Consider the following 12159-nt stretch of genomic DNA (forward strand, 5'->3'; position numbering starts at 1 on the left):
GTAATAACAAAAGAGCTGCCGGGTTACCGGCAGCTCTTTTCACTTATTTTGGTGTACTTACAAACCGCTCAAAGAACTCATAAATTCTCAGGATTCTGTCAATTCTCTGCCTGACATTCCCCGACCTTGACAACTCATGTGTTGCTCCCGGCATTCTGACGTATTCAACGTCTCTGCCCAGGTATTTCAGACTTCTGAACATCATTTCAGACTGTGAAACACCTGTTCTCAGGTCACTTTCCCCGTGTTTGATCAGGAACGGTGTGTTGATCTTGCTCACATAGGAATACGGTGAATTCTCGTGAATTTTGGTCACTTTATCATCTTCCCATGGCAGGCCGAAATAGTTAGGGGTCAGTCTCCAGGCATTGGCTTCGCCCATAAAGGTCGTCAGATCGTATACTCCTCTTTGTGCAAAAGCTGCCTTAAACCTGTTGTCATGCGAAATGATCCAGGCAGTCAGGTAACCAGCGTAAGATCCACCGGTAATGACCTGCCTGGCGGTATCCACCCAGGCTTCTTTTGCAGCATCCGTGCAGGCTGCCAGAGCATCTTCCTGCGGGCCTGTGCCCCAGTCACGGTAGTTGGCAAACTGGAAGTCTTTCCCATATCCTCCCGAACCGCGGGGATTAGGGTAAACAACCCCGTAACCCTGTGCACAGAAATATTGAAACTCGTGCCACATCGATGTTTCGCCAGGCCCCCACATGGCCGTAGGTCCGCCGTGAAGCTGAAGTACCAAAGGATATTTTTTACCTGGCTCTGCGAAAGTCGGCTTCATGATCCAGTAATCCACCTGCTGCCCCAGGCTGTTTTTATAGGATCTTTTTTCAGGATAACTCAGCTTTTTGCCTTTCAGCCAATCTTCATTGATAGAACTGATTTTACGGGCGTTCTGCATTTTCAGGTCCGCCAGGTGAAGTTCATAAAGTGTCTTTATGTCATTTTTTGCAAATATGATCTGTGTTCCGGTCAGGTCAAAACCTGAGATTCCCGAGTCATAATCGCTCAGTCTTTCGATCTTGCGGGTATTGGCGTCCAGTTTAAACACCGGGAAACCACCGTTGGATGCCGCAGTGAAATAAACAGCATTGTTATCATGTGCCCAGGTCATTCCTGAAGGCACTCTGTCAAAATCAACCAGCTGACGCCCTGAACCGTCCACATTGGCCACACACAATTGTCCGAAAGAAAGCAGGTTAGGTGAATTCATGATCATTGCCAGCCTTTTTCCATCAGGAGAAATGGCTACGCCGCCGAAACTCTTGCCGTCTTCGGATGCAATCACTTTGGCATTTTTACCATCTGCATCCATGCTGATCACCACGATTTCCTGTTCACGGTCAGGATGTTCGGTTTCATCTTTTCCCTTTGTCAATATGATCTTCTTGCCATCAGGCGTCCACTGTGCTCCATTATAAGACCAGAATCCTCCGGTCAGTGGTTTCTCTACCGCATTTTCTTTTACGTCCACCACATACACATGTGAGAATCTCAGCTCAGGCTCCACACTGGCCTCTCCGTGAAAATTAAGCCTGTTGATCACCTTGGCCTTTTTATCCTCCACATCCTTGTCAAGGTAAGCCCTGATCTGGGCCAGGTCCCCGTCCGGATTGGCTTTTACATTTTTGTCTTTAACGAGGAATTCATTCTTCGCAAACCCGGGTTTTTCCATGCTCCACTTAGGACCTGCTTTGGAAGGGTTCAGCAGTGAGTCCTTATACAATTCAGCAAAAGACACCCCTGATGAAAATAACACCTTTTTACCGTCCGGAGAAAAGGCCGGGCTTCCGGCTCCGTACTTTGAGTTGGTCAGCTGCCAGGCTTCACCACCATCCAGCGGCATGATAAAAATCTGTGATTTTTCCTTCACGGTTCTCACAAAGGCGATGCTCTTGCCGTCCGGAGCAAAAACCGGCTGTGAAGCACTTTCTTTGCCCCTGGTCAGTGTCTTGTGATTATTAGCATCCGCAAGATCAATCAGGAACAGGTGTGTCTGATAATCAAATTCAAAGGGTTTGTCAGCATTCGCCTCCGAGGTCTTCAATGAATAAACTACTTTTTTACCATCAGGTGACGCATTGATGGATACAACCTGTTTGATTTTCGTAAGGTCGCTCACCAGAATCTTTTCCTGCTGGGCAAAAGCCAGGTGGGTAATGAAAATTAAAAGAAAGATTTTACGCATTATTTTAGTTTGTTTGTGGCACGATAAGACATTTCATCTTCAGCATGCCATGAATGTATTAATGGTTGAAACTTTATTTGAAGTATGAAAGTTAAAGTGTTGATGCCATTCAAGCACAAGGTTTTGCTTAAAATTTCATCTTTTTGTCTCAAAAAAACGTTTATCTTGAAAACAATAAAAATATGAAACAGGCTTTTTTGTTATTTTCGGCAATATTAGTGTTCGGCAACAGCTTTATGTCATGTGCACAAAACAAAAATAAGAAAACAAAAGAAATGGATACAAAAATCGAATTGAAGCCGGGAACCGAGGTAGCTACACTGGGAGCAGGTTGTTTCTGGTGTGTTGAAGCTATTTTTCAGCAACTTGAGGGTGTTATTAAAGTAGAGTCTGGTTACTCAGGCGGGGAAGTAAAAAACCCGACCTATAAGCAGGTTTGTACAGGCGAGACAGGTCATGCGGAAGTGATCCAGGTAACTTACGACACGACCAAAATCAACTTTGAGGGTTTGCTGGAAGTTTTCTTCAAAACCCATGACCCTACCACACTGAACAGACAGGGTGCTGATGTGGGTACACAATACCGCTCGTCCATTTTCTATCACAATGAGCAGCAGAAAGAAACGGCAGAAAGAATTATCAAGGCGGTAGACGCTTCCGGAGCGTACAATAGCAAAATTGTGACTACGCTTGAACCTTATCACGTATTTTACGTGGCTGAGGATTATCACCAGAATTATTTCAATGAAAACGGCGAACAGCCTTACTGCCAGCTGGTGGTAAAACCCAAAGTGGACAAGTTTCAGAAAGTCTTCAAAGACAAGCTCAAAAAACATCAATAAAAAAGAGGCCTCCGGGCCTCTTTTGCTATATCTTCAGTATCTTCAGGAAGTGGTTTCTGTTCGTTACCCTGATGTGCAGGATATACATGCCGGGCCCGCCTCTCAGTTCTATCGGCAGCACATATGATCCTGGTCTGTAGTTTTTAACATGTATCTCTCCGAGGCCTTGCCCTGAAATATGATTCTGCGTAATCGTTACACTTCCCCCGGCATACAAAACCATACTTAATACCCCCTTGTTGTCCACCACCGGGTTAGGGAACATCTGGAAATAATCCTGTTCCGTTATATTAGCCGGGTTATTAGGATTGTTGGGCGATTTGGGGTCATTATTATTAGCCACAGGCACAATAGGCGGCGGCGGAAGCGTTTTGTCAATGACTGTTTTACCAATAAATCCTTTTTCGTCCACCAGGGCGAATTTTCCTCCCAGCACCTTCTCGGCATATTCAGACGTGGCTCCAAACCAGGTACGGAGAATTTCCCAGTAAATACTCCGGTAATCATATCTGAAATAAAGGTTTTCATGATCCCTAAAGGGCACAAAAGCCATATGTGATCCGAAAATCTCCCCTTTTACCTCATCACCAAAAGCAAACATGACATTGGAGGTGCCGTGGTCGGTCCCCATGCTCCCGTTTTCATATGGTCTTCTTCCGAACTCTGAAACGGTGATGCCGATTACTTTTTTCGAAAATCCAAGCTTCTCGATATCCGACTGAAATGATCCGATGGCCTCACTTACTTCTGCCAGAAGGCGGGAGTGAACACCATCCAGGCCACCCTGACCTGCATGCGTATCAAATCCGAAAAGCTCAACGAAGAATACTTTGGTCTTAAGCCCTCCGTCAATCAGCCTCGCTACCAGTTTCATCTGGTTAGATAAAGACTTATCTACGTAGCTCTCAATATTTTTACCGGCATCAAAGGCCTTTTTAATACTCTTGGAATAGTGATTGACCTGGACACCAATATTATTAATGTAGTCAAACTCGCTTGAAAAATACGAGGCGTTCTGATTTTCTATTTCATGGTCATCTATGACCTTCCCCTGGTTAAAAAACTCTTCCGGGTCTTCTACCAGGATTGCTTTTTCTGATTTATCCCCCTGGAACATCAGAGAAGGGTTTTTGCCGATGTGGATACAATACGGACTCTCAGGGAGTTCCTGGTTATCGTAGCGGTCAAAATAACGGCCCATCCACCCTGTTCTTAATAACTGGCCGTCATTGGCAGGGACAATCCCGCTAAACCAGATGTCGGTTGACCTGAAGTGGGAATAGCTGGGAATATCATATCCTACCCCCTGGATAATGGAAAGTTTACCGGCTTTGTGCAGACCCAGGATTCCTTCATTTACCCCAACTTTTAAAGAGGGGTGCATGGCCAGTCCCTTTTCTTTACTGATCGGCGTAACTGCACTCTGCGGAATATGGAGTTGCGGCCTGAAATCATTATAATATCTGTCCCATTCGTAAGGTGTGATGGTGTTGATCCCGTCATTGCCTCCGAATAGTTGTATGACTACCAGTACATTATCATTTTCTGTGGCGGTGACTTCCGGCTGAAAAGCGGAAACCTCCATTTTGTCTACCTTAAAATTGGAGATGACCCCAAGTCCGAGTGACGATTGTTGTATAAATTTCCTTCTGTCCATATATTAACAAAGATAAAAGTCCGGGGCTTTAACAATTTCTTTCAACAAACCTTTCAGTTTAAATCCTGCGGTGTCGCTGTTTTTTGAAAGCTGAAACCACTCATAATCCGGAGCTCCGGCCAGCAATATCTGCGTGAATCTGGTCATCCTTTTGTCATCAGGAACTTTGCCCAGAAAGAAAGTAGCCATTGAAATCGTCAGTTTGTACGGATCATCAAAAGTGCCGAATTTTCTGGCCCAGTCTGCCAGGTAGTTATTCGACTGGTTGTTGATGATTTCTGTCAGATATTTAATGGCATAAGGATATGTTTTGGTGGTCATCCAGCTTCTGTAGCCTTTCCATCCGGCCACATTAGGCGGACTCAGTAGCTGCATGCCCATTTGTGTCATCATCTGCCTCTGAAACAGCTCCTCCACCACAAAGTTTTTGGCAAATCCGACTACGGTTTCTGCGGGTGATTTGATCTGTACCCCCATGTTTTGCGGGTCAAAGAAGTGCTTGCTTTTCAAAATGGCAGAAACAACAGCCTTAAGATCGAAATTGGAAGAAACAAATATATTGGCAAGATTGGTAATTACCTGCTGATCAACCTTCTCAGGATTTGAATAGACCAATGCCCTGTACAACTTATTGCACATGAAATTGGCCACTTCCTTGCCTTTCTTTTTGAGGATCACGGCGATCAGCTGCTGAATAGAGTTCTTATAAACATTTTCCTTGTTGACAGGATAATTCACTTCGAATTTCTCTCCGAAAAAAGTTTTGGTACCAGTGTCAAATTTATTGACATCAAAAGTGGGCAGATAAGCCTCTCCCTGGTTGCTGTAAATCACGATTTTCCAGCCTGTAAGTATTTTTGCGGCCTCTCTAACATCGTCTTCTGTATAATTTCCTATACCCATTGAAAACAACTCCATCAGCTCCCTGGCATAATTTTCATTGGGGGCATCCTTTATATTGCTGTTGCCATTGAGATACAAAAGCATTGCTCCGTCAATTGTGATTTTTTCCAGGAATGTCGCAAAGCTGCCAAGGTACATTTTTCTGAAAAGATCATTCTGACGATACATGATCGGGGCTATGATGATATTGCAAATGTCATATTGCGACACAAAATGACCATGCCAGAATAAAACCATCTTTTCAAGGATGCTGTCTGAGTCTTTACTCATCAGTTTTATCCACCATTGCATCAGATCCTCATTATACTCATACTGGTACTTAGCCAGTTTATCTGATTCGGAATCTCTGATGGTTGTATTGGCCCAGTAGGGTGCTGCCGGGCTTTTTTTTGCTTCCGCATTGCTTAAAAGACGATCCACTACCTCTGAGGCTTTCTTTCCGACGAAGCTCATAGCAACATCATGAGAAACGCCGAAAGTAGCCCTCCTGAGTAAATGGTAAACCTGAATAAGCGTAAGCGGTTCCTCGAACGGGTCAAGGCTTAAGGAGACTTCCTGACGATTTGTTGTGATTGTCGGGAGAAAAGTTGTTAATATTTCTCTTCTGCTGATTGTTGTCATGTTAAAGAAAATTGACCTAAATCTACACAAAAATCCTTAGAAATGGAATCATTTTTTCAATCAGGGAAAGAAACTTTACCCATAGAGACGCTCGGCACACCTCTTCTGCTGCCAAAATTGGTAGTTCCTCCGGCCAGGGCTTCGTTAGCCAGGGTGGCAAAAAGCACGGCTTCTTTGGCATCGCCCAACACCCCGATTTCATCAGAGGCCGAGAATGTCGCCGCCGGCAGAAGCTCTTTCAAAAATTGAACTAAAAGCGGATTGTGCATGCCGCCCCCGCTCATATAAATCCTGGTATTCTCCGTAATTTCCACTGTCTTTTTCAAAGCTTCGGCAATGGTTTCAGCAGAAAACCGGCAAAGGGTCGCCAGAATGTCTTCTTTCCGGATATCTTCCGTTTTACTTCTTTTTTGTGCATTTTCAAGATAGCCGAGATTGAAAAGCTCAGGTCCGGTGGTTTTGGGAAATGGCTTTTCAAAGAAATCATCCTTTTTTAATTCCCTGAGCAAACCGGCATTCACTTCTCCCTGTTTCGACAAGCTTGCGTCTTTGTCGTAAGCGATATGATAATGATGATTTACAAAGGCATCCAGCAAGGTATTTCCCGTTCCTGTATCCGTTGCAAACACTTTATTCGGGTCAAGATCGCCATACAGAATCGTAAAATTGGAGATGCCACCCATGTTCAGAAGAATGCGATCTTCTCCTTTTTTAGATAAAATCAGGTAATCGCCGTACACTGCCAGCGGGGCTCCTTCCCCACCAGCCGCACAGTGTTTCTGCCTGAAATCAGAAAGGGTGATGATCTGTGTTCTGACCGCCATGTGGTCTCCGTCTCCAATCTGCAAAGTAGCGTTCGGGAATTTCTCCCTCTTGTGCAGAATTTTAGGCGAATGAAAAACCGTTTGCCCATGACTGGCAATGCAATCGACTTCCTCAGGAGCAATACCCCATGTTTTAAGACATTGATTCACAATATCCCCATGCATATTGCCAATCCATGGATTCAACAAACAAAGTTGCTCAAACTCAATAACCGGCTTTGCAAATACCTTCCGGATTTCTTCTTTTACACTTTCATCAAAGCTCACGGTTTCAAAGTTCAGCACCCTCACTTCGGTATCCGGGCCACTTCCTCTGAAACGGCATAAAGCCACATCAAGGCCGTCCATGGATGTTCCTGACATCAAGCCGATAATGATCCTCTCCTCTTTTTCAGCAATACTGTATAGCTTCTCAATATTTTTGTTCATCTGAATTCAGATTTTAATTGTCAGGCAAATAAGTCAATTTTTTGTTGCCGGAAAAGCTTTTTTTAAGGCCGCTGCATATCCCGATGGCTTGTTTGATAAAGGTGTTAACCGACAAGTGTATTATAATTTTGCTTTATATGATTAACCGATTTTTTAAATAACTGCGTTTCTGTCATTGAAATCTCAGGCAGATCATGTCCTGCTATTTTACCCTTATCAAATCTTACCGGCAACCCTATAGCAACCCCCGATTCTCCGAAAAGGGGATCATTCAGAAAATAACCGGCCGATATTACTTTACTTTCTTCGTTAATGATGGTTTCAAGAAGAACCTCGATTTCGGATAAAGGGCCATAAACCGGAATTGAAACATTCCTGATGATGGTGGAAGTGGCTTCAAAACTCCGTTTTTTAATTTTATCATACATGGCTTCTTCACAATCCATCTGAAGCTGACTCAGTAAGGGAATGATGCTGACGCCGTGTTCTCCGATGCAGGGAACCCTTGAGTAATCCTTTTTGAAGAGGTCATTCACCACCCTGGTGATTCTCTTTTCGTCAATCGACAGACCAAAGCCTATGACGTTCGCCTTCTCCCACTTGGAAGCTATATAGGTGGTCAGGATATCCACAGGATTGCTCACCACAACGATCGTCCCTAATCGCTCAAAACCGATATCCTTATTGATTTCATCAAGAACTCCGATGTTTGCCTTCGCCTCAATCAGCCGGTCATTTATATCAATGCCTGGGTTCCATTTCAAAGTGGAAAAGGAGAGGATGGTCAGATCGAACGTTTCATTAACCTGGCTTAGCTGGACAGTTTCAATATTCCGCTTTGGATATGCATCTCTTAAATCCTGGCAGATACCAGAGGTTTTGAGCAGGTTACTCCCCGCAATGACAAGCTTTTCAACTCTGTCGTTTTTCAGCAGACTGTATGCTGCATATCCTCCGATTTTCCCGGTACCGATAATAAGGATTTTCATTTGCGATCCGATTTTTGTTGCTATCTGTTGAACGTAAAACGATCAGGCAAATAAATCAATTTCCTGGAAAAGTGTTCCTTAAATGGTTTTATTTCTGTTGAAGGGGGTCTTCGATACTAAGAAATCTGTGTGTAAGATACTTTGAGCTCCTAAGATAAATGCCTTAAGGCTTCGGCAATATTTCTGTACCTGAATTCAAAACCGTTCTTTAACAAAATTTCAGGAAAAACATTCCTGCTTTTCAGGAGAAGCTCTGTTTCTGTTTGCATAAAAACGGCGGCCAGTTCAAGTATAAATTTCGGAGCATTCAGCCCGAAAGGAATACCTAACGTACGCCGCATGATGGCCATCAGATTTTCGTTTCTTACCGGTTCGGGAGAGGTGATATTAACAACGCCTTCAATGTTTTCATTTTTGATGATAAAATCAAGAGCACTGCAAAAATCATCCAAGTGAATCCAGCTGAATTTTTGATTTCCCCGGCCCTGCATACCCCCCAAACCTAACCTGGTTATCAGTTTTAACTTTGGATAGGCTCCTCCAGAGTTGCCTAGTACTATAGAGGTTCTCAGGGCCACTTTCCGTGTTGTTTCATTTGTTTTATTAAAAAAAGCACCCTCCCATGATTTACAGATATTCATTGAAAAGTCATCTCCGGTTATTCCGTCTGCCTCTTTCATGAGGGCATTTTCAGCATGCATGTAAATGGTGGCACTACTGGAATTTAACCAAACCCTGGGAGGATTCTGGCATTGTGCCACCACTTTTTGGAGGACATTCGTGCTTTCTATTCTTGAAGCATATATCTCTGCCTTGTTTTTCTGATTATACCGGCAGTCCACCGATTTTCCTGCAAGGTTGATCAGGACATCCGCTCCATCTATTTCGTTTTCCCAGGGTCCTTCTGTTCTGGCATCCCAGAATACATGATGGGGCAATTGAGGATTACGGGTTAATACAACAACGTGATAGTTTTCTTTTTCAAAAAAGGCAGTAAGTGCTTCTCCCAGAAACCCTGTGCCGCCGGCTATAATCATTTTCATTTTTGTTCTTGTTTTATATCTAGAAAAGGGCTTTCTGGCAATTAAACTTTCGGCTCCATGACACGGTTTTTCCGGCTGGCTCTCATGCCTCTGAAAAAGAGGTACAGATTTCCGAATAGAAGTCCGCCAAGAAATAATGTAAATGCCCCTACTTTGACACTGAGTATTTCAAATAAGACTTCTTTTGTCACCATGGTGGTATTTATTTTTAAATACCATAACCCAATCCCAAAGGCTAGCAGGAAAAAGCCAACCCGGAATAAACGGTTGGTAGATTCTGCCAGATGCGGTCTCGTCTGAAAAATCTCATTCATAAAATTCAAGCTGTTTCTGAATAGTATATGAGCAACAATAAGGGTAAGGGCGATCACAAAGAATAAATAAATCCAGTAGGCAACGAAATTCAGATTTTCCATGATTTGATTGATTTGAAGTGAAAAATTAAAAGAATAATAACAAGGTTCTGATAGTGAAGTACCCCGAGAATCGCCACCGCCAGACCGATCCTGCGACACGAATAAATAATGCGATCCAGAAAATCGGGGGCGTTTTCCCAGATGAACACAGAGTATAACAGAAGACCGGCGTTGAATAAATAATAAAGCAACAGCAGGAGCTTGTTAACACTTCTGGCGTTTTCAACAGACTCTATAAACTCATAGGTCCACCGTGATCCTTGCCTGAAAAGGAACCTTCCCAAAAGGAAAATAATAATGCCGCTGACTACAATATACAGAACCATATTTCTTGTATTTACGAAAATTTTAGGAAATTAAATTTAAAAAAATCAGAACCCTTTGATGATCCATTTAAAAAATTTCAACTTATCTGTTTTCTCTACCATACCCCCGATATTGTTCATTTTTTCAGAAAGTTCCGATGTCTGCTCAAGTAGCTTTTTGAAGTTCTTCTCTTCATAAGTTACCGCATCAAATTTAGAAAGGCTTTTAAGCTCTTTGATTACAGGATCAACCTCTCTTCTTCTTCTTTCCCTGATGATCTTCACAGCCACTTCCCAAATATCTTTTTCTGCTATAAAATACTCTTTACGGTCACCAGGAACATGCTTTTTATAAACTAATCCCCAATCAAGCAACGCCCTGATGTTGAGATTTGAATTACTCCTTGAAATCTGAAGTTCTTCCATTATTTCATCGGTGGTCATCGGGTTTTCACTGGCCATCAGCAAGGCATGTATCTGAGCCATGGCTTTGTTGATCCCCCAGTTGGTCCCGAGGCTTCCCCACAATTGAATAAACTCTTCTTTCGCTTCTTTGTAATTCATGATACAAATGTAATAATCATTTTCGTATTTCCTAAAATTTTAGGAAATTAATTTTCTTTTTTTGCTTCTCAAGTCATGTCTGTAAACACCTCATTCCGGATAAACAAAGACGCCTCCCCGGATCCCAGGAAAGGCGTCTTTAATTTTATAGAACGAATCGATTACTTCAACGTCTCAACAGCCGCTTTGATTCTGGCTACCGCTTCTTTCAAAGCTTCGTCAGAGGCCGCAGTAGAGATACGGATACAGTTCGGAGCTCCGAAACCTGATCCCGCTACAGTAGCAACATAAGCTTTCTCCAATAACCACATCGACAAGTCATCGCTGTCTTTGATGGTGACCTCTCCGTCTGATTTTCCGAAATAGTAACTTACATCAGGGAAGGCATAAAACGCTCCTTCAGGTACATTTACTTTGAAACCAGGGATTTCTTTCAGCAAGCCGATCACTAAGTCCCTTCTTACCAGGTAAGCTCTTTTCATGGTTTCAGCGGCTGTAAGGTCATCCCACGCTACCACAGAAGCTCTCTGGGCAATGTGGTTGGTTCCTGAAGTCACCTGACCCTGTAATTTGTCGATACCGTCAACAATCCATTTAGCAGCACCAATAAATCCGATTCTCCAGCCGGTCATGGCAAAACCTTTCGCCATACCGTTTACGGTAATTACGCGGTCTTTGATAGCAGGGATAGAGCCCATGCTGAAATGTCCTTCTTCTCTGAAGTTGATATATTCGTAAATTTCATCCGCTAGGACGAAAATGTTTTCGTGTTTTTCCACAACCGCTGCAATCGCTCTCAGTTCAGCTTCGCTGTAAACCGATCCCGTCGGGTTATTTGGTGAAGCATACATGATCATTTTGGTACGGTCAGTGATGGCCGCTTCAAATTGCTCCGGGGTAACTTTGAAATCATTGTCAAAAGCACCTTCCAGAACCACCGCTTTACCATCAGCCAGTTTCACCATTTCTGAGTAAGAAACCCAGTACGGAGCAAAAATGATCACTTCGTCACCCGGGTTGATCAGCACCTGGATCGCATTAGCCAGTGAATGTTTGGCTCCGGTAGAAACAATTACGTTTTCAGGTTTCCAATCTATATTATTGTCACGTTTAAACTTGTCTGCAATAGCTTTACGCAACTCTGGAATCCCGGCAACCGGTGTGTAAGAATGGAATCCGGCATCAATAGCATCCTTAGCCGCATCACAAATGTGCTTCGGGGTCTTGAAATCAGGCTCCCCAATAGATAAATTGATAACTTTGTGGCCCTGGGCAGCAATCTCCCTTGATTTTTTCGACATGGCCAGCGTGGCTGATTCTTCCAACGCGTTAATTCTGTCGGCGAGTAAACTCGCGGTTTCAACAACTGCAGACATCT

Annotated in this window: 11 protein-coding genes; 1 reads left to right on the top strand and 10 read right to left on the bottom strand. The window is 43.4% G+C overall.

Going from position 1 to position 12159, the window contains the following annotated elements; all coding sequences use genetic code 11:
* Window positions 1-43 precede the first annotated feature (43 nt).
* On the bottom strand, window positions 44-2188 hold the full coding sequence (locus GVN16_RS16270; RefSeq protein WP_166564973.1) for a prolyl oligopeptidase family serine peptidase: 2145 nt from the start codon (window positions 2186-2188) through the stop codon (window positions 44-46).
* Between the two features lie 275 nt (window positions 2189-2463).
* On the opposite strand from GVN16_RS16270, the gene msrA reads away from it, so the two are divergent.
* On the top strand, window positions 2464-3030 hold the full coding sequence (gene msrA, locus GVN16_RS16275; protein WP_229244202.1) for a peptide-methionine (S)-S-oxide reductase MsrA: 567 nt from the start codon (window positions 2464-2466) through the stop codon (window positions 3028-3030).
* A gap of 25 nt (window positions 3031-3055) precedes the next feature.
* Here the strand turns inward: msrA and GVN16_RS16280 are convergent, their stop codons facing one another.
* The 9 genes from GVN16_RS16280 to GVN16_RS16320 form a co-directional block, all read right to left on the bottom strand.
* A complete protein-coding gene (locus tag GVN16_RS16280; protein WP_166564975.1) occupies window positions 3056-4687 on the bottom strand; it encodes a DUF1501 domain-containing protein in 1632 nt (543 codons plus the stop codon).
* 3 nt (window positions 4688-4690) lie between these two features.
* Entirely contained in the window at window positions 4691-6211 is a 1521-nt protein-coding gene (locus GVN16_RS16285) for a DUF1800 family protein (protein WP_166564976.1), read from the bottom strand.
* 56 nt (window positions 6212-6267) lie between these two features.
* Complete coding sequence (locus GVN16_RS16290; RefSeq protein ID WP_166564977.1) at window positions 6268-7464, bottom strand: anhydro-N-acetylmuramic acid kinase; 1197 nt, start codon at window positions 7462-7464, stop codon at window positions 6268-6270.
* 104 nt (window positions 7465-7568) lie between these two features.
* Window positions 7569-8453: a lactate/malate family dehydrogenase gene (locus GVN16_RS16295; RefSeq protein WP_166564978.1), complete on the bottom strand. Its 885-nt coding sequence runs from the start codon at window positions 8451-8453 to the stop codon at window positions 7569-7571.
* Window positions 8454-8602: 149 nt separating this feature from the next.
* On the bottom strand, window positions 8603-9496 hold the full coding sequence (locus tag GVN16_RS16300) for a TIGR01777 family oxidoreductase (protein WP_166564979.1): 894 nt from the start codon (window positions 9494-9496) through the stop codon (window positions 8603-8605).
* A gap of 41 nt (window positions 9497-9537) precedes the next feature.
* Entirely contained in the window at window positions 9538-9912 is a 375-nt protein-coding gene (locus GVN16_RS16305; protein WP_166564980.1) for a hypothetical protein, read from the bottom strand.
* Window positions 9900-10238: a hypothetical protein gene (locus GVN16_RS16310; protein ID WP_166564981.1), complete on the bottom strand. Its 339-nt coding sequence runs from the start codon at window positions 10236-10238 to the stop codon at window positions 9900-9902. Before GVN16_RS16310 ends, GVN16_RS16305 begins: the two co-directional genes overlap by 13 nt.
* A gap of 45 nt (window positions 10239-10283) precedes the next feature.
* On the bottom strand, window positions 10284-10781 hold the full coding sequence (locus GVN16_RS16315; protein ID WP_166564982.1) for a GbsR/MarR family transcriptional regulator: 498 nt from the start codon (window positions 10779-10781) through the stop codon (window positions 10284-10286).
* Window positions 10782-10942: 161 nt separating this feature from the next.
* Window positions 10943-12157: a pyridoxal phosphate-dependent aminotransferase gene (locus tag GVN16_RS16320; protein WP_166564983.1), complete on the bottom strand. Its 1215-nt coding sequence runs from the start codon at window positions 12155-12157 to the stop codon at window positions 10943-10945.
* Window positions 12158-12159 lie beyond the last annotated feature (2 nt).

Source organism: Emticicia sp. CRIBPO (assembly GCF_009905725.1).
Classification (GTDB): domain Bacteria; phylum Bacteroidota; class Bacteroidia; order Cytophagales; family Spirosomataceae; genus Leadbetterella.

What these genes read in the sequence shown, in the direction of transcription:
- msrA (WP_229244202.1), top strand. Translation starts at nt 2,464, where the DNA reads ATGGATACAAAAATCGAATTGAAGCCGGGAACCGAGGTAGCTACACTG.
- GVN16_RS16295 (WP_166564978.1), bottom strand. Translation starts at nt 8,453, where the DNA reads ATGAAAATCCTTATTATCGGTACCGGGAAAATCGGAGGATATGCAGCA.
- GVN16_RS16300 (WP_166564979.1), bottom strand. Translation starts at nt 9,496, where the DNA reads ATGAAAATGATTATAGCCGGCGGCACAGGGTTTCTGGGAGAAGCACTT.
- GVN16_RS16270 (WP_166564973.1), bottom strand. Translation starts at nt 2,188, where the DNA reads ATGCGTAAAATCTTTCTTTTAATTTTCATTACCCACCTGGCTTTTGCC.
- GVN16_RS16310 (WP_166564981.1), bottom strand. Translation starts at nt 10,238, where the DNA reads ATGGTTCTGTATATTGTAGTCAGCGGCATTATTATTTTCCTTTTGGGA.
- GVN16_RS16285 (WP_166564976.1), bottom strand. Translation starts at nt 6,211, where the DNA reads ATGACAACAATCAGCAGAAGAGAAATATTAACAACTTTTCTCCCGACA.
- GVN16_RS16290 (WP_166564977.1), bottom strand. Translation starts at nt 7,464, where the DNA reads ATGAACAAAAATATTGAGAAGCTATACAGTATTGCTGAAAAAGAGGAG.
- GVN16_RS16315 (WP_166564982.1), bottom strand. Translation starts at nt 10,781, where the DNA reads ATGAATTACAAAGAAGCGAAAGAAGAGTTTATTCAATTGTGGGGAAGC.
- GVN16_RS16280 (WP_166564975.1), bottom strand. Translation starts at nt 4,687, where the DNA reads ATGGACAGAAGGAAATTTATACAACAATCGTCACTCGGACTTGGGGTC.
- GVN16_RS16320 (WP_166564983.1), bottom strand. Translation starts at nt 12,157, where the DNA reads ATGTCTGCAGTTGTTGAAACCGCGAGTTTACTCGCCGACAGAATTAAC.
- GVN16_RS16305 (WP_166564980.1), bottom strand. Translation starts at nt 9,912, where the DNA reads ATGGAAAATCTGAATTTCGTTGCCTACTGGATTTATTTATTCTTTGTG.